A 17,053-nucleotide genomic window follows, 5' to 3' on the forward strand; every position below is an offset into this window, starting at 1 on the left:
AGCTTCGCCAAGCAAGGGCGTGCTGCGCGCCGACTTCGTCCCGGCCGATATTGCCCGCAGCTACGAAGCCGGTGGAGCCACCTGCCTGTCCGTGCTCACCGATATCGATTTCTTCCAGGGCGCCGATCAATACCTGCAGCAGGCCCGTGCGGCCTGTGCGCTGCCGGTGATCCGCAAGGATTTCATGGTCGATCCCTACCAGATTGTCGAGGCTCGCGCGCTGGGCGCCGACTGCGTACTGCTGATCGTCTCCTGCCTGGATGACGTGCGCATGGCCGAACTGGCCTCGGTGGCCAAGGACGTCGGCCTCGATGTGCTGGTCGAGGTGCACGACGGTGAGGAGCTGGAGCGTGCGCTGCATACTCTGGACACGCCGCTGGTGGGGATAAACAACCGCAACCTGCACACCTTCGATGTCAGCCTGGAAACCACCCTTGACCTGCTGCCGCGCATCCCGCGTGACCGCCTGGTGGTGACCGAGAGCGGCATTCTCAATCGCGCCGACGTTGAGCTGATGGAGATCAACGAGGTCTACGCTTTCCTCGTTGGTGAAGCCTTCATGCGTGCGGAAAGTCCGGGCAGCGAGTTGCAGCGCCTGTTCTTTCCCGAGCGCGGCCGTGTGGTGGCCGGCACCGATCCCGATTGAGGCATGCATGAGGGAATAAAAAAGCCGGCTTCTTTGCCGGCTTTTCTATGCGCGCTGTTTGTCAGCGAGTGCCGAAGACCACCATGGTCTTGCCCTTGACGTGCACCAGACCCTGTTCTTCCAGGGACTTGAGCACGCGACCGACCATTTCCCGCGAGCAGCCGACGATACGACCGATTTCCTGACGGGTGATCTTGATCTGCATGCCGTCCGGATGGGTCATGGCATCCGGCTGCTTGCACAGGTCGAGCAGGGTGCGTGCGACGCGGCCAGTCACGTCGAGGAAGGCCAGGTCGCCGACCTTGCGCGTGGTGTTGCGCAGGCGCTCGGCCATCTGGCTGCCCAGGGCGAAGAGGATATCCGGGTCCTGCTGGGTCAGCTCGCGGAACTTGGCGTAGCTGATTTCCGCGACCTCGCACTCGGTCTTGGCGCGCACCCAGGCGCTGCGCTCCTTCTCCGCACCGTCCTTTTCGAACAAGCCCATTTCGCCGAAGAAGTCGCCGGCATTGAGGTAGGCGATGATCATCTCGCGGCCGTCGTCGTCCTCGATGAGGATGGTGACCGAGCCTTTGACGATGAAGAACAGGGTTTCGCAACGATCACCTGCGTAGATGATGGTGCTTTTGGCCGTGTAGCGGCGGCGATGACAGTGCGCGAGCAGCTTGTCGAGGTTCTTGATTTTAGGTGTAAGGGTAATAGCAACCATGCCCGAGTCCCGAATATGAAAAGTGAAGGCCTTTGTCCAACGGCAATTTCTAATTTTTTATCCGGCCAAGTGTGCCAGCAATCCGGCGTCAGCTTAACAGACGGGGTATGACCGGGGAGTTTTTTGGGACCTGGGTAACATAACCCAAGGGAACTTTCTCGCATCGGGCGTAAATCGGATTGTTCTTCGCCTATGGTAATCTGCCCGACTTTTCCAATCTGGAGCCAATATCGATGAAAGCGCGTGTGCAGTGGGCCGGTGAAGCTCTGTTCCTCGGCGAGTCCGGTAGCGGCCATGCCGTGGTCATGGACGGTCCTCCCGAGGCTGGCGGTCGCAATCTCGGTATCCGGCCGATGGAGATGTTGCTGATCGGCCTCGGGGGCTGCAGCAACTTCGATGTGGTCAGCATCCTGCGCAAGGGGCGCCAGCCCGTGGAAAGCTGCGAGGTCTTTCTCGATGCCGAGCGTGCAGGCGAGGAGCCCAAGGTGTTCACCAAGATCCACCTGCACTTCGTGGTCAAGGGCCGTGGGCTGAAAGAGGCCCAGGTCAAGCGGGCGGTAGAGCTGTCGGCGGAGAAGTACTGCTCGGCCTCGATCATGCTGGGCCGTGCCGGCGTGGATATCAGCCACGACTACGAAATCGTCGAGCTGGGCTGAAAAAGCCGCTTCAAGCTGCAAGCCACAAGCTTCAAGCGGGAGCAGGGCAGCTCGCCCTGCTCATCAGACCCTGTAGGTAGACTTGGTCATGACCTTCGACAGTAAGGTCATGCCGAATTTGATTGGCGCCGGGAAGCGTACGCCGCCGGCTGCCAGGGCGCTGTTGGCGTGCTGTTGCTCATCGACACGCATCTGCTCGAGGATGGCGCGTGATTTGGCGTCGTGCTCGGGCAGTTGCTCCAGGTGTTCATCCAAGTGCTTGCATACCTGGTCTTCGGTGGCGGCGACGAACCCCAGGCTGACGCGATCACTGACCAGCCCGGCCACCGCACCCACACCGAAGGACAGGCCGTAGAACAGCGGATTGAGCACGCTCGGGTGGCTGCCCAGCTCGCGAATGCGCTGTTCGCACCAGGCCAGGTGGTCCACTTCCTCGTCGGCCGCATGCTCCATGGCGCTGCGCACTTCCGGCAGCTTGGCAGTCAGCGCCTGGCCCTGGTAGAGCGCCTGCGCGCAGACTTCGCCGGTGTGGTTGATGCGCATCAGGCCGGCGACATGGCGCGACTCCTCGCTGCTCAGCTCGGTGTCGTTCTGCACGATGGCGGGCGAGGGGCGACCCGAAGCGCCGCTGAATGGCAGCAGCGTGCGCAGCGCGGCATCGGCTTGCAGTAGCAGACGGTCGACGGGGGAATACTGGCGTTCGCTGGCCATGAGGCACCTCCAGAAGAAACTACCCGGCTAGTCTACTGCAAAGTCGCCAGATCGTCCGTGCCGAGAGCCAAGGTACGGTTCTCAAGGCAGCTCGCGTAGCACACGAAAACCCAGCGCATAGTCGCGATGATGTGGCTGCTTGAGGTCGCGCAGGCTACTGCGCAGGTATGTCGGGCCGCTGTTCCAGGCACCGCCGCGAACGACTCGCGGACTGTTGTCGAGCAGCCCGGCGCTCTGCGTTTCGCTGCCGTCGAAGTGTTGGGTGTAGTTTGACGCCGTCCATTCCCAGACATTGCCTGCGGTGTCATGCAGGCCGAAGCCATTGGCCGGAAACTGGCCGACGGCGGCCGTCTTGTTGCGCAGCAGGCGCGAACTGGCGCAGCCGCGGCAATGGGCACGCGGTGCCTGCTCGTCGCTGTCGAGCTCGTCACCCCACCAGTAGTAGCTCTGGCTGCCGCCGCGCGCCGCATACTCCCATTCAGCTTCGGTCGGCAGGCGGTAGCGCGCGCCCGTCTCGCGTGACAGCCACTGGGCATAGGCGTGAGCGTCACGCCAGGACACATTGATCACTGGGCGCTGTGCGGAAAGGCCCCAGCCTTCGTTATCGGGCATGGGCAGTTCGTTGGCGTCGGCGTATTTCTGCCAGTCGGCGAAGGTGACTTCGTAGCGGCCCATGGCGAAGGGTTGATCGAAGGCGATGGTCCGTTGCGGGCGTTCGTTGTCGTTGCCGCGACCGCTGGCATCGCCCATGCGAAAGGTGCCGGCCGGAATCACCACCATTTCCGGGCCTTGGCCGCCGCTGGGCAAAGGGTCGCTCATGATCTCCGTTGCTGCGGCTGGCGGGCTAAACAGCAGCGTCAGGCTTGCGGCCCAGGCAATGGATACGGCGACTGTGACGCAACGCGCTTTCAGTACTTGCACGGCGCGAGGCCTGCGGCGACGATCTGCCTGTTGAGACGGTCCATGCTGTGAGCTCCCATGCTGCGAAACCGCGGATGGTAACCCTGCTTGCCTGGCTGGCCAAACTTCACAAGGAGCAGGTGTTGAAAAACGATATTCATGATCTTGGGCTGGTGCTGGATTCCAAGGTCAAACTGGTGGTGATCGAGTCCTGGGACGAGACGCGTGTGCTGGAAACCCTGACCGGCCTGGCGGTCAAGCGTGGCCTCGGTCTGCACACCTGGTCGGTGACCGAGGGTTTGCAGCGCCTGGGCTTCGGCGGCGCGCCGGTGGACGAGTCGCCGACCCTGGAGCCGGAAGCGGCGCTGCGCATGATCAAGGCCGACCCGCAGCCGAACCTCTACGTGATGTGCGATCTGCATCCGTTTCTCGATGACAACCCGCGGCTGGTGCGCCTGCTCAAGGAAATCGCCATGAGTGAGGCGGCGCACAAACCGACCCTGGCGCTGGTGTCGCATGCGCTAAAACTGCCGGCCGAGGTGCAGCGCTACGCGGCGCGCTTCAGCCTCGCCTTGCCGTCGGAGGACGAGCTGCTGAGCATCGTGCGCGACGAGGCGGCGCGCTGGAGCGAAGGCAATCGCGGCGCGCGGGTACGCACTGACAACCGTACCCTGCAGCAGGTGGTGAAGAACCTGCGCGGCCTCAGCCATGCCGAGGCGCGGGCGCTGGCGCGCAATGTGATCTGCGACGACGGGGCGATCACCCAGGAAGACATCCCCGAGTTGAACAAGACCAAGTTCCAGTTGCTGGATCTGGAGGGTGTGCTCAGCTTCGAATACGACACTGCACGCTTCGCCGAAGTCGGCGGGTTGGTCAATCTCAAGCGCTGGCTGGCTGAACGCCAGGCCGGCTTCCTCGAGGGCAAGCAGATCGATGCGCCCAAGGGCGTGATGCTGGTCGGTGTGCAGGGCGGCGGCAAGAGCCTGGCCGCCAAGGCCGTTGCCGGACTCTGGGGCCTGCCGCTGCTGCGTCTGGATTTTGCCTGCCTGTACAACAAGTTCTTCGGTGAAACCGAGCGCAATCTGCGCGAGGCGCTGCGCCTGGCTGAACAGATGGCGCCCTGCGTGCTGTGGATGGACGAGGTGGAAAAGGGCCTGGCCAGTGGCGAGCATGACGGCGGCGTGAGCCAGCGGGTACTCGGTACCCTGCTGACCTGGATGGCCGAGCGCAAGGCGCCGGTGTTCGTCGTCGCCACGGCCAATGCCATCGACCGACTGCCGCCCGAGTTGGTGCGCAAGGGGCGTTTCGACGAGCTGTTCTTCGTCGACCTGCCCAGTGCCGAAGTGCGTGCAGATATTTTCCGTATCCACCTGCAGCGTCGCGAACTGGAGCCCGCCACTTTCGATCTGGCGCAACTGGCTGCAGCCAGCGAGGGCTATTCCGGCGCCGAGATCGAGCAGGCCGTGGTCAGCGCGTTGTACGCCGGGCAGGCGCAGCAACGGGCGGTCGATCAGGAGCTACTGCTGCGTGCGCTACAGAGTACCGCGCCGTTATCCGTGGTGATGGCCGAGCGTCTGGCTGCGTTGCGTGCCTGGGCCGATGGGCGGACGGTCAACGCGGGCTGAGGCCAGTGAACGGGCGTGTCAGGCGACCACTGAGCTTGCGTGCCAGCCAGCGCGGCCCCAGGCGTGGGCTCAGCGCCAGCAAGCGGTTGCGCCAGCCGGGAATGATGATGGCGCGGTTCTTTTCCAGCGCACGTACCGTGAGCAGCGCCACTTCCTCGGCGCTCATCATCAGCTTGCTGCCTGTGAGGCGCGTGACGTCCATCTGCGCCGAGCGGAAGAAGGCGCTGTGCGTCGGGCCAGGGCAGAGTACTGACACGCGCACGCCGCGGCCTTTCAGTTCCTCGCGCAGACCTTCGGAGAAATGCAGTACATAGGCCTTGCTGGCGTAGTAGCTGCTCATCCAGGGCCCCGGCTGAAAGGCGGCCACCGAGGCGACGTTGAGGATCTGCCCGCCGCCGTGCTCGGCCATGCGCTGGCCGAGTGCATGGCACAGGCGTGTCAGCGCCAGTACATTGACCTCGAGCTGCTCCTGCTCGCGGCTCCAGTCCTGTTCCAGGAACGGACCAGCGCAGCCAAGGCCAGCATTGTTCACCAGCAGATCGACCTGCCACTGGCCTTCGTCCAGCTCCAGCAGCAGGCCGGACAGTTGCAGTGGTTCACTCAGGTCACAGAGGCGAAACAGCACCTCGACGCCGAAGCGCTGAGCCAGCTCGTAGGCGATGCTTTCCAGTGCATCACGCCGGCGTGCCACCAGAATCAGATTGCGCCCCCGGCGCGCCAGGGCTTCGGCCAGGGCCAGGCCGATGCCGCTGGAAGCACCGGTGATCAATGCATAGCTGCGCATGGTCAGGCTTTACTGCTCCTGATATTCGGCAGCACGCTCGACATAGCTCTGGTACTGGGGCAGGGCGATGGCGGCGACGATGCCGGTTACGGGCACGAGCAGGAACAGCCAGGCCAGGACCTTGACACCGGTACTGTTCGGCGGTGGCGGCGGGCCGTAGCGGTTGACGCCCTGAGTGCCGGGAATGATCAGCATCAGCAGTGCGAACACGCTACCGATGACGGGAACGAAATTGAGTAGCCACAGCCAGCCGGACCAGCCCATGTCGTGCAGACGCTGGACGCCGATGAACACACCGATGACGATCATGCCAATCACCCCGACGGCCATGATCAGGGTGCCGAGGGCGCTGGACATCGCTGACGCACCTGCGAACAGCAAGAGCATCGGCAGCATGCACAGCAGCATGGCCATGGTCCAGCCAAGATAGCGCACTCGCCCGATTCGGCCGCTGACGCTGAATACCTTGAGCTCCGAGTACTGCGGCAGCTGCTCGGCGACATTTGCCTGCGGCGGGGCGTACGGTGATGCGGCAGCCGCAACTGGCGCGGCAGCTGGCGCCGGTGCGGCCTCGGCCAATTGCGCCTGGCGCGCGAGGTACTTTTCGATGATGATTCCGCAGGCAGAGCACTCGGCGGCCTTGGTTTGTTCGTGGCCGCATTTTGGGCAGGTCATGTTCGGCGTGGCGGCCTGCTCAGCCTGCGCAGTCTCGGCCTCGGTCGGCACCAGGCTGAGGCTGGCTGCCTGATCCAGCTCCTTGCGCACATTGGCGCCGGCCTTCTGCAGGGCGCTCAGGTACTGCTCTGCCTCGCTCTCGCCCAGATCACGTTTGAGCGCTACAGGCCCTCCGCTGAACAGGCTGTCGATGCGTGCAAGGTCGCTCTTGAACAAGCGGGCCAGGTTTGTCTTGACCGTTTCCAACGAGGCCTCGGGCATCAGTTGGCCATCGAACACTATCTTGTAGCGCGGTTGGTTCATGCGAGCTTCCTTGTCGGCGGGAAGTGGAGGTGAGCGAAGTGATCGTTCAGCATCGGGTGAGGCGTAAGCCTAGAGCGCCGTGACGCCACTATACAAGCGGCCTGAAGTGTCGCATTGGAGAATTTCAGGCGTTGCCTATTGTGCTCCAGCGGCCGACCAGTTGGCCGCGGCGTAGTAGACGTATTTCACTGAAATCACCCAGTAAGCCTTCGCTGATCGCCGGGCGCAGAAATACCCAGTCCTGGTCAGTCAGCTGCGTGGCTGCGCTGCCGATCAGACGCTCCTGATTGGCGCTGCGGCCATACAGCTTGTCGTAGTCGAGCCCTGCTGGTGAAACCGGTTGGGCCGGCCAGCGACCGCCGTACAGGTAGTAGACGTGCTGACGGTTGGGGTTCCAGGTTTCGATCAGCGCTTGAAGCGACTGCGCATAGGGCAGGGTACCGTCAAGAGCCTTGAGCACTGGGCTGGCGATCCACAGCGCTGGCTGATGATCCTCCAGCAGCGCTGTATCGAATTCTGAGGGCTTGAGCAGGGCAGAGCCAACGGCGATCTCGTTGAGCGAACTCTGCTGCTGGCTGTGCAGCAGGTAGGTCAGGCTGCCAGCGCCATTGAGCCGCGGTTCGGTCGGCCACAGCTCGCTGAACGCCTGGGCGCTGGCGATAAACTGGCGATAGCGTGTGTCGGCCTCGTTGAACGCTTTGATCTGGCCTTGCCAGAGCGGGTTGTGGGCGACATGAGCGTCATAACCCATCAGCCCCTGCAATTGTAGGCCCGGTAATTGCCCAAGCTGCTGCATTGCCTGAGCCAACGCCTGTGGCGTAGCGAAGCCGCCGCACTCGAGGCCGATATCTATTTCCAATGCGATGCGTAGCGGCCGGCCTAGCGCCGTGGCCAGTTCAGCGTATTGCTGCAGGCGTTGCCGGCTGTCGATCAACCAGGTCAACTGGCGGTCGGGATCGAAGTTCAGGTGGTGCGGTAGCTGCCGATAGAAATTCAGCGCGGCAGCGACCGGCATGGGTTTGCCGAGCAGAAGGTCGGCCTGCGGGAAACTCCTGGCCAGGCGATTGAGCTGCGGCTGATGGAAGACCATGAACCGTTGGGTTTGCAGGCGCTTGGCCAGATACTCGAGCAGACCGGTGCTGGCCAGGGATTTGGCGACCAGGCGCAGCTGGAGGCGGCCGGCCAGGCGTGCCGCCAGCAGATCGGCGTTGGCGTCGAGCCGGTCGAGGTCGAGCAGCAGCGTAGGCACGCCCTCGCCATCACGCTGCAACTGCCGGTTGAGTTCGGCGAAGTAGGCGTCATGCGCGCGACCACGATCAGTCGGGCGCAGCGCCCAGCCGCCGAGCAGTCCGAGCGCGCCCAGCCCCAGCAGGTGGCGACGCCTCATCGCGGCCAGCGTTGCCCCAGCTGCTGGCTGCGTGTCAGTGCGGCGCGGTATTCGCTATCGAGCCGCGCGACCAGTTCCTGCACCGAGGGCAGATCGTCGATACCGCCGACGCCCTGGCCAGCCGACCATACGGTCTTCCAGGCCTTGGCTTCTTCATCCATCGGTTTGAGCTTCTCGCCGTAGTTGACGTCGCCCTTGTTCTGCAGCTGTTTAAGGTCGTAGCCGGCCTGCTCCAGACTCTGGCGCATGAAACTGGCCGGTACGCCCGACACGGCGGGCGTGTGGATGATATCGGCGGCCTGCGCGCCAAGGATCATCTGCTTGTAGTCGGCCGAGGCGTTGTTCTCGGTGGTGGCGATGAAGCGGGTGCCCATGTAGGCCAGATCGGCGCCGAGCAGTTGGGCGGCGAGAATTTCATGGCCGTGATTGAGGCAGCCGGACAGCAGCACGGTCTTGTCGAAGAACTGACGAATCTCTGCTAACAGCGCGAAAGGGCTCCAGGTGCCGGCGTGGCCGCCAGCGCCGGCTGCTACGGCGATCAACCCGTCCACACCCGCCTCGGCAGCTTTTTCCGCATGGCGGCGGGTGGTCACGTCATGGAACACCAGGCCACCGTAGCTGTGCACGGCATCGACCACTTCCTTCACCGCGCCCAGGCTGGTGATGACGATGGGCACGCGTCGTTCGACGCAGATGGCCAGATCCGCCTGCAGACGCGGATTGCTGTTATGCACGATCAGGTTGACGGCGAAGGGCGCGGCGTTCGCCGAGAGGCTGGCCTCGATCTCGTCGAGCCAGGCGGCGAAACCGGCGCTCTCACGCTGGTTCAGCGCCGGAAAGCTGCCGACGATGCCGCTGTTGCAGCAGGCACTGACCAGTGCCGGGTTGGATACCAGAAACATCGGCGCAGCCACCAGCGGCAGGCGCAGACGTTGTTCGAGCAGGGCGGGCAGAGACATGGCGAACTCCTCAGCAGGCTGTGGAAAAATGTAGGCGAGGCAGTCATTGCAAGGCAAAAACAGGCGAAAAAGCGGAGTTTACGAGTTGTAAATGAGCATTTTGAGCCTGTTTTAAACGCAGCAATGGCAACGCAGGTAGTTTTTCAACGGCCTGCTAGAAGGGGCGGACGACAACCAGGATGACTATCCCCAGCAGGGCCAGCACCGGCGCTTCATTGAACCAACGATAGAACACGTGACTGCGGCTGTTCTCGCCGCGGGCGAAGCGCTTGAGCTGAGCCCCGCAGAGGTGGTGATAGATCACCAAGGCAACGACCAGTGTGAGCTTGGCGTGCATCCAGCCTTGCGTGAAGTAGTACGCCGAGTTGAGGCTGAGCAGCCAGATGCCCAAACCGAGGGTGGCGATCATCGACGGCATCATGATGCCGCGATACAGCTTGCGCTCCATGATGCAGAACCGTTCGTGACTGGCAGCGTCGTCGCTCATGGCGTGGTAGACGAACAGACGCGGCAGATAGAACAGGCCGGCGAACCAGCAGACCATGGCGATGATGTGCAGAGCCTTGAGCCAGAGATAGAGCATTTTCGCCTCTTGCGCTGAAAAATGGTCTCGATAGTAGAGTCAGTCGACGGCCTGCGTCACCTCCGCGGTTGGAGCTTGGCCGATGCGGCTTTATCATCGGCAGCTTTCCAATGGCTTTTGCAAAGGGGCATGTGATGATCAAGGTCGGTATCGTCGGCGGCACGGGCTACACCGGTGTCGAACTGCTGCGTCTGCTGGCGCAACACCCGCAGGCAGAGGTGACCGTGATCACTTCCCGTTCCGAGGCCGGCCTGCGCGTCGACGAAATGTACCCCAACCTGCGCGGCCATTATCCGGATCTGGCTTTCAGCGTGCCGGACGTCGCCACGCTGGGCGCCTGCGACGTGGTGTTCTTCGCCACCCCGCACGGCGTGGCCCACGCGCTGGCAGGCGAGCTGCTAGCCGCAGGCACGCGCGTGATCGATCTGTCCGCGGACTTCCGCCTGCAGGACGCCGAGGAGTGGGCCAAGTGGTACGGCCAGCCGCACGGCGCTCCCGAATTGCTGAGCGAGGCCGTGTACGGTCTGCCTGAAGTCAACCGCGAAGCGATCAAGACCGCGCGCCTGATCGCCGTACCCGGCTGCTACCCGACCGCAACCCAGCTCGGCCTGATCCCGTTGCTGGAAGCCGGCTTGGCCGATGCAAGCAGCCTGATCGCCGACTGCAAGAGTGGCGTCAGCGGCGCCGGCCGCGGTGCCAGCGTTGGCTCGCTGTTTTGCGAGGCTGGCGAGAGCATGAAGGCCTACTCGGTGAAGGGCCACCGTCATCTCCCGGAAATTCGTCAGGGGCTGCGCCAGGCCGCCGGTAGCGACGTCGGCCTGACCTTCGTTCCGCACCTCACGCCGATGATTCGTGGCATCCACGCGACCCTGTATGCGCGCGTGGCCGATGCTTCGGTCGATCTCCAGGCGCTGTTCGAGAAGCGCTACGCCGGCGAACCCTTCGTCGACGTGATGCCCGCTGGCAGCCACCCGGAAACCCGCAGCGTGCGCGGCGGCAACGTATGCCGGATTGCCGTGCACCGTCCTCAGGGCGGCGATCTGGTGGTGGTGCTTTCGGTAATCGACAACCTGGTCAAGGGTGCTTCCGGTCAGGCGGTACAGAACATGAACATCCTCTTCGGTCTCGACGAGCGTCTGGGTCTGTCGCACGCGGCCCTGTTGCCGTGAAACCGGGCTGGGAAGTCCGCGTCAGCGATCCACGTCGAGAGCGCAGGCGCCGCTGGTTACTGCTTTTGCTGGTGTTCGCCATACCGGCGGCCTTTGCCCTGGGTTGGTATTGGCCGCAGGCGCAGCCTCAGCAAACGTCCGAGGACACGCAAGCGCTGCTGACTCGTGTTGCCGAGCAGGATCAGGAACTGGAGCTGTTACGCCAGCGCCTGGCCGTGGTCGGCAGCAGTGACAAAGTCACGCAGCAGGCCATGGAGCAGAATCGGCGGACGATCAAGCTGCTGGAAGAGCAGATCTTCAAGCAGCAACAGGACCTGGCCTTCTACAAGGGCGTCCTCGCTCCTGCCAGTCGTCGCGAGGGCATGCGCATTCGCGCTTTCGAGCTGCAAGCCACTGAACAGCCGCGGCGATTTCGCTACAAGCTGCTGATGAGCCGGGTTGGTGCCAGTGACGAGGCCTTGCAGGGGCGTATGCGTATCACGATCGAGGGCCAGCAGAAGGGCAAGCCGGCTACCCTGGACCTGGCAACGCTGTCGGACGAGGTGAGCGATAGCAGCATCCCGTTCTCCTTCAAGCACTTTCAGTCGTTCCCCGAGGCCGGGCGCTTCGGCGAATTACAACTGCCTGAGGGCTTCGAGCCGCGTCAGGTCAAGGTTCAGGCGGAGGTCGAAGGTGACAAGCCGCTGAGCCGTACATTCGAATGGATAAAATCAGGAGCAACAATCCCCCATGTGGAGTAAAGACAAGACCAAACCCGACCTGCAGCGCTTCAGCGGCAAGACCAGCCTGATTGCCGCTGGCGCCGAGCTAATGGGTGACATGCGCTTTCAGGGCGCGGTGCAGGTGGATGGTCGGGTCACCGGTAACCTGCTGGCTACCGAGGGGCTGGTACGCGTCAGCGTCGGTGGCGTGGTTGAAGGTGAGATACGTGCACCCCATATCGTGATTGACGGGGAGGTCAACGGGGATGTCTTCGCCAGTGGTCATCTGGAATTGGGCGCCCGTTCTCGAGTGCGTGGCAACCTGCAGTATGGCCTGATGGAAATGGCCATGGGCGCGCAGATCGAAGGGCGCTTGTGCCACCTCAAGGATGGCGAGCGTCCACTTGAGCTTCCGGCATCGCTGGAAGTCGAGCAATAGTTGACCAATTTTGTAGGGCAAGCGGATAATACCTGCCCAGCAGGCTGTCGTTAATGATGGTCAGGCAACGCAGGTCGTTCAACAACCTGCTAACGCAGTAGGGCGCATGGCGCCGGGAGTTATAGCATGAGCGTCGAAACCTTCACCCCTGCCCCCTTGCACTTCACCCAGGGTGCGGCCAGCAAGGTGAAGAATCTGGTCGATGAAGAAGGCAATCCGCGCCTGAAGCTGCGGGTGTTCGTCACGGGCGGTGGATGCTCGGGCTTTCAGTACGGTTTCACCTTCGATGAGGATGTGGCCGAAGACGACACCATCGTCGAGCGTGAGGGCGTGAGCCTTATAGTCGATGCCATGAGCTTCCAGTATCTGGCGGGGTCCGAGGTCGACTATCAGGAGGGGCTGGAAGGTTCGCGTTTCGTGATCAAGAACCCCAATGCCACCACCACCTGTGGTTGCGGGTCGTCCTTCTCGATCTGAAGTCTTCGCCGGATGACGGACGCCGCGCTCGATGCGCGGCGTTTTCGTTTTCAGGCCGGATAGATGGCGCCAAGCACGCGCAGGCCCTTCGCCCCGGTGACGCTCGGGCGATTGCCTGGAATGCCTTCCAGGGTGCAATGGGCCAGCCAGGCGAACGCCATGGCCTCGACCCAGTCCGGGTCCACGCCTTCGCTAGCGGTGCTGCTTACCTCGGTTCCAGCCAGCATTTCGCTCAAGCGCTTCATCAGACAAGCATTGTGGGCACCGCCGCCGCATACCAGCAACTCATCCGTTCGAGCCTGCGCGCTACGCAAGGCGCTGACGATGCTACGCGCGGTTAGCTCCACCAGGGTTGCCTGAACGTCCTCGCTGGCCAGCGGCGGCAGGACTTGCAGATGGCCAAGCAGCCAGTCGAGATTGAACAGCTCGCGCCCGGTGCTCTTCGGGCCTTGGGTGGCGAAGAAGGGATCGCTCAGCAGGCGCGCCAGCAGCTCGTTGTGAACGCTACCGCTGGCCGCCCAGGCGCCATCACGGTCATAGGCAAGGCCCCGACAATGTTGAATCCAGGCATCGAGCAAAACGTTGCCCGGGCCACTGTCGAAGCCTAGGACGTCCTGGCCGGGTGAGAGCAGGCTGAGGTTGCTGAAGCCGCCGACATTGAGTACCGCCACATGCCGTTGGTCATGGCCGAAGAGGTCATGATGGAAGGCCGGAACCAGAGGGGCGCCTTGCCCACCGGCAGCCACATCGCGACGACGAAAGTCGCCCACCACGCAAATACCGGTGAGTTCGGCCAGTAGCGCCGGGTTGCCGATCTGAATGGTGAAACCGCGCGCCGGTTCATGGCGCACGGTCTGGCCATGGCTGCCGATGGCGCGAATCTGTTGCGCGCTTAGACCCTGTTGCTGCAGGAGGTCGTTGATCGCTCCGGCGGCCAGTTCGACCCAATGCTGTTCGGCCACGGCGGCGCGTGCCAGCTCATCATTGCCTGAAGTGCACAGCGCCAAGAGGTCGCTGCGCAGTCGATCTGGCATGGGGCGGTAGAGCGTGGCGAGAAGATGAGGGCGCTGATCCTGATCGATCAGCGCGATGTCCAGTCCGTCAAGGCTGGTGCCGGACATCACACCTATATAGAGGGGCACGGTTTATTGCTGGTTAGCGGCCAGCATGGTGGCCTTTTCCTGGTCCATGCGTGCCATCAGCGGTTTGCTCAATTGCATGAAGCGCTGCTTCTCGCTGGCTGCAATGGGGTCTGCCATCGGCAGCTTCTGGCTGAGCGGGTCGACGTGTACGCCGTTGACCTGGAACTCATAGTGCAGGTGTGGCCCCGTGGACAGGCCCGTGGTGCCGATGTAGCCGATGATCTGGCCTTGCTTGACGTTCGAACCGTTGCGAATGCCCTTGGCGAAGCCCTGCATGTGCGCGTAGAGGGTACGATAACGCTGGCCGTGCTGAATGATCACGGTGTTGCCGTAACCGCCATTGCGGCCCGCCAGCGTTACACGACCGTCACCCGCAGCCTTGATCGGCGTGCCACGTGGCGCGGCATAGTCGACGCCTTTGTGTGCGCGGATCTTGTTCAGGATCGGATGCTTGCGGCCGGTGGAGAAGCGCGAGCTGATGCGAGCGAAGTCCACCGGAGTACGGATGAACGCCTTGCGCATGCTTTCGCCGTTGGCGCTGTAGTAGCTGGTGGTGCCTTGCTTACTGGTGTAACGCACGGCGGTATAGGTCTTGCCGCGGTTGGTGAAGCGCGCCGAGAGAATATTGCCGGTGCCGACACGCTTGCCGTTCACGACCTTCTCTTCGTAGACCACTTCGAACTCGTCGCCTTCACGAATATCCATGGCGAAGTCGATGTCGTAGCCGAATACGTTGGCCAGGTCCATGGTCAGGCTGTGGGATAGACCGGCGCGCTTGGCGGAGAGGAACAGCGAACTGTTGATCACGCCACGACTGTAGGCGGTCACTACTTCCGGCTTGATCTGTTCGCTCTGGAAGTCGAAACCCTTGTCGGTACGGCTGAGGCGAATGGTTTCCAGGTCACTGAGCTTGCTCTGCAGGTTCTTCAGCTTGCCTTCTTCGTTCAGTTCGAACTCCAGCACCTGGCCTACTTTGAGGCGACTGAACTGCTTGGCGTCCTTGCTGCTATTGAGGGCTTCATGCAGGTCGTTGGCGTTCAGGCCGACCTTGGCGAACACGGTAGAAAGCGTATCGCCATTGCTGACAGTGATGCTGTGATGGTTGGGGTCGGAGGGAGGAGTGGTGTCGGCGGCGGTTTCTGGGAGGTCTTGATCAGCGTCTTCTGCGCTGTTCTCGGCGGTGTCGGTGCTCTGCTCGATTTCGGCGAATGGCGAGGCGGCACCAGGCACGGGCAATCCCGCTCGAAGATCATCCTTCTCTTGCAGCACCATCTCGGCGTCGTTGCCCAGATCCAGGTCGAGGAAGGTTTTCTGCGCTTCGACTTCACGCGAAGGAAACACCAGCAGAGCCAGGCTCAGCAGCGCAGCTACGCCGCTCGCCGCGAGAATATGGGTTTTTGGATAGAGTGGCGGCGCTTTAGATGTAGAGGTCATAGGGCTGCTTTTGAAGTGAAAAAGATAAAGATTAAAAGAAGAGCATGATGAATATGCACTAACTGTATAAAATATAACCAAAACCGCCAGGAGGCAACCCTGCATATGATGATCGACGCATGGTCTGCCTTACGCTGAGCAAAACTTGTGATTTGTCAGCGTTCTTGTATGGTTGGTTCCCTTTTGAATACGGTCACTGTGAGTCATTTTATGAAGTCGGTTGAAGAGCAGCTGGCGCTGATCAAGCGCGGTGCGGAAGAGGTTCTGGTTGAGGCTGAGCTGGTCGAAAAGCTCAAGCGTGGTCAGCCGCTGAGGATCAAGGCGGGTTTCGATCCTACCGCGCCGGATCTGCATCTCGGCCATACCGTCCTTATTAATAAGCTGCGTCAGTTTCAGGAGCTTGGTCACCAGGTGATCTTCCTGATCGGCGACTTCACCGGCATGATCGGCGACCCGTCGGGCAAGAACGTCACCCGCAAGCCGCTTTCGCGCGAGGACGTGCTGGCCAATGCCCGCACCTACCAGGACCAGGTGTTCAAGGTGCTCGACCGCGAACGCACCGAGGTCCGCTTCAATTCCGAATGGTTCGGCAAGATGGGCGCGGCCGACATGATCCGCCTGGCCGGCCAGCACACGGTGGCGCGCATGCTCGAGCGCGACGATTTCGCCAAGCGCTACGCCGCCCAGCAGTCCATCGCCATCCATGAGTTCCTCTACCCACTGGTGCAGGGCTACGACTCGGTGGCGCTGGAGGCGGACGTCGAGCTCGGCGGCACCGACCAGAAGTTCAACCTGCTCATGGGGCGCGGCCTGCAGGAGCACTACGGCCAGAAGCCGCAGATCGTGCTGACCATGCCGCTGCTGGAAGGCCTGGACGGCGTCAACAAGATGTCCAAGTCGCTGGGCAACTACATCGGCATCAGCGAGCCGCCGATCGACATCGTCACCAAGACCATGAAGATCGACGACACGCTCATGTGGCGCTGGATCGACCTGCTCAGCTTCGACATCTCCATTGCCGAGGCCGGGCAGCTGCGTGCCGAAGTCGAAGCCGGCGCGATCAACCCGCGCGAGATCAAGTTGCGCCTGGCGCGCGAACTGGCCACGCGCTTCCACGATGCCGCTGCCGCCGAGCAGGCCATTGCCGGCTGGAATGCGGCGGTGACCGGGCAGGGCGACATCACCCAGTTGCCGCTGCAGGAAGTGGTGGTGCCGGCCGAAGGCCTGCGCATCGGCGCCCTGTTGACGGCCGCCGGCCTCACGCCGAGCAACTCCGAGGCCTCGCGCAAGCTCAAGGAGCGTGCGGTGAAGGTGGACGGTAGCGTCGTCGAGGATGCGCAGACGGTGCTGCCGCCGGGTTTCGAAGGCCTGCTGCAGGTGGGCAAGCGCACGTTCGCGCGGGTGCTGCTGGTCGTCGCCTGACGCCACGCCACGCCGCAGCCAGGCCGGGCATGAGGTCCCGGTCTGGCGCGGCATGAATGCACGCGAATGGTATTTGCCTCTTCCCAAAACGGAGGGGAGGACGCATACTTCCGCTCCTTCGCCGCCGGCCGTTGGTTGTCAGCGGAGGCAGGAAGGAAGTTGAAGTCACCCTCACGCAGGTGTTGACGGCAACGAAAAGGCTGCCATAATAGGCGGCTCGCTTCGACGGAAAGCCTTCGGGTCTGAGGGAGAAGCGGCGGAGTCGGACCTCGAAACGAGGTGTTGCCGAAGCGGAAACGCCGGCTATAATGGGCGGCTCGCTCGGACGGAAACG

General features: G+C 62.7%; 18 protein-coding genes. 8 read left to right on the forward strand and 10 right to left on the reverse strand.

What is annotated here, in order from left to right; all coding sequences use genetic code 11:
- A partial coding sequence (gene trpC / locus B3P22_RS23345) for an indole-3-glycerol phosphate synthase TrpC (protein WP_296272803.1) occupies window positions 1-646 on the forward strand: 646 nt, incomplete at its 5' end.
- A 61-nt stretch (window positions 647-707) separates the two neighbouring features.
- On the opposite strand, the gene crp is transcribed toward trpC, so the two are convergent.
- A complete protein-coding gene (crp, locus tag B3P22_RS23350) occupies window positions 708-1,352 on the reverse strand; it encodes a cAMP-activated global transcriptional regulator CRP (protein WP_197856934.1) in 645 nt (214 codons plus the stop codon).
- Between the two features lie 233 nt (window positions 1,353-1,585).
- On the opposite strand from crp, the gene B3P22_RS23355 reads away from it, so the two are divergent.
- Window positions 1,586-2,008, forward strand: coding sequence for an OsmC family protein (locus tag B3P22_RS23355; protein ID WP_024309680.1), 423 nt, complete (start codon window positions 1,586-1,588; stop codon window positions 2,006-2,008).
- Window positions 2,009-2,071: 63 nt separating this feature from the next.
- Here the strand turns inward: B3P22_RS23355 and coq7 are convergent, their stop codons facing one another.
- Both coq7 and B3P22_RS23365 read right to left on the reverse strand, forming a co-directional pair.
- Window positions 2,072-2,719 (reverse strand): 2-polyprenyl-3-methyl-6-methoxy-1,4-benzoquinone monooxygenase, encoded by a 648-nt coding sequence (gene coq7, locus B3P22_RS23360; RefSeq protein WP_197856935.1) that lies wholly within the window; start codon window positions 2,717-2,719, stop codon window positions 2,072-2,074.
- Window positions 2,720-2,800: 81 nt separating this feature from the next.
- A complete protein-coding gene (locus tag B3P22_RS23365; RefSeq protein WP_296272809.1) occupies window positions 2,801-3,538 on the reverse strand; it encodes a formylglycine-generating enzyme family protein in 738 nt (245 codons plus the stop codon).
- 224 nt (window positions 3,539-3,762) lie between these two features.
- On the opposite strand from B3P22_RS23365, the gene B3P22_RS23370 reads away from it, so the two are divergent.
- On the forward strand, window positions 3,763-5,244 hold the full coding sequence (locus tag B3P22_RS23370; RefSeq protein ID WP_296272827.1) for an AAA family ATPase: 1,482 nt from the start codon (window positions 3,763-3,765) through the stop codon (window positions 5,242-5,244).
- Here B3P22_RS23370 and B3P22_RS23375 read toward each other — a convergent pair.
- From B3P22_RS23375 to hemJ, 5 genes are all read right to left on the reverse strand, one after another.
- The gene (locus tag B3P22_RS23375; protein ID WP_296272811.1) at window positions 5,231-6,028 is read right to left on the reverse strand and encodes an SDR family NAD(P)-dependent oxidoreductase; all 798 of its coding nucleotides are present in this window, start codon (window positions 6,026-6,028) and stop codon (window positions 5,231-5,233) included. The genes B3P22_RS23370 and B3P22_RS23375 overlap by 14 nt on opposite strands.
- Before the next feature lie 9 nt (window positions 6,029-6,037).
- Entirely contained in the window at window positions 6,038-7,006 is a 969-nt protein-coding gene (locus B3P22_RS23380) for a DUF805 domain-containing protein (RefSeq protein ID WP_296272813.1), read from the reverse strand.
- A 124-nt stretch (window positions 7,007-7,130) separates the two neighbouring features.
- Window positions 7,131-8,393, reverse strand: a complete 1,263-nt coding sequence (locus tag B3P22_RS23385) for an alanine racemase (RefSeq protein ID WP_296272815.1) — start codon at window positions 8,391-8,393, stop codon at window positions 7,131-7,133.
- Window positions 8,390-9,352 (reverse strand): NAD(P)H-dependent flavin oxidoreductase, encoded by a 963-nt coding sequence (locus B3P22_RS23390; protein ID WP_296272817.1) that lies wholly within the window; start codon window positions 9,350-9,352, stop codon window positions 8,390-8,392. The genes B3P22_RS23385 and B3P22_RS23390 overlap by 4 nt, the downstream gene beginning before the upstream one ends.
- A 154-nt stretch (window positions 9,353-9,506) precedes the next feature.
- Window positions 9,507-9,935, reverse strand: coding sequence for a protoporphyrinogen oxidase HemJ (gene hemJ, locus B3P22_RS23395; protein ID WP_275547395.1), 429 nt, complete (start codon window positions 9,933-9,935; stop codon window positions 9,507-9,509).
- Window positions 9,936-10,069: 134 nt separating this feature from the next.
- Here hemJ and argC point away from each other — a divergent pair, with 134 nt between their 5' ends.
- The 4 genes from argC to erpA all read left to right on the forward strand — a co-directional run bounded on the left by argC (window position 10,070) and on the right by erpA (window position 12,721).
- Window positions 10,070-11,104 carry an N-acetyl-gamma-glutamyl-phosphate reductase gene (gene argC, locus B3P22_RS23400; protein ID WP_296272829.1) on the forward strand — a complete coding sequence of 345 codons (1,035 nt, stop codon included), beginning with the start codon at window positions 10,070-10,072 and terminating at the stop codon, window positions 11,102-11,104.
- Window positions 11,101-11,844: a DUF6776 family protein gene (locus tag B3P22_RS23405; RefSeq protein WP_296272819.1), complete on the forward strand. Its 744-nt coding sequence runs from the start codon at window positions 11,101-11,103 to the stop codon at window positions 11,842-11,844. Before argC ends, B3P22_RS23405 begins: the two co-directional genes overlap by 4 nt.
- Window positions 11,834-12,244, forward strand: a complete 411-nt coding sequence (locus B3P22_RS23410; RefSeq protein ID WP_197856943.1) for a bactofilin family protein — start codon at window positions 11,834-11,836, stop codon at window positions 12,242-12,244. Before B3P22_RS23405 ends, B3P22_RS23410 begins: the two co-directional genes overlap by 11 nt.
- 126 nt (window positions 12,245-12,370) lie before the next feature.
- Window positions 12,371-12,721, forward strand: coding sequence for an iron-sulfur cluster insertion protein ErpA (gene erpA, locus B3P22_RS23415; RefSeq protein ID WP_197856944.1), 351 nt, complete (start codon window positions 12,371-12,373; stop codon window positions 12,719-12,721).
- 50 nt (window positions 12,722-12,771) lie between these two features.
- Here the strand turns inward: erpA and B3P22_RS23420 are convergent, their stop codons facing one another.
- Both B3P22_RS23420 and B3P22_RS23425 read right to left on the reverse strand, forming a co-directional pair.
- On the reverse strand, window positions 12,772-13,863 hold the full coding sequence (locus tag B3P22_RS23420) for an anhydro-N-acetylmuramic acid kinase (protein ID WP_296272822.1): 1,092 nt from the start codon (window positions 13,861-13,863) through the stop codon (window positions 12,772-12,774).
- A 3-nt stretch (window positions 13,864-13,866) separates the two neighbouring features.
- Window positions 13,867-15,297, reverse strand: coding sequence for a peptidoglycan DD-metalloendopeptidase family protein (locus B3P22_RS23425; protein WP_296272824.1), 1,431 nt, complete (start codon window positions 15,295-15,297; stop codon window positions 13,867-13,869).
- 210 nt (window positions 15,298-15,507) lie between these two features.
- On the opposite strand from B3P22_RS23425, the gene tyrS reads away from it, so the two are divergent.
- Window positions 15,508-16,719, forward strand: a complete 1,212-nt coding sequence (gene tyrS / locus B3P22_RS23430) for a tyrosine--tRNA ligase (RefSeq protein WP_296272826.1) — start codon at window positions 15,508-15,510, stop codon at window positions 16,717-16,719.
- The last annotated feature ends 334 nt before the right edge of the window (window positions 16,720-17,053 follow it).

Origin of the sequence: Pseudomonas sp. UBA6323, assembly GCF_002439135.1 — a bacterium.
In the GTDB taxonomy this organism is placed as follows: Bacteria; Pseudomonadota; Gammaproteobacteria; order Pseudomonadales; family Pseudomonadaceae; genus Aquipseudomonas.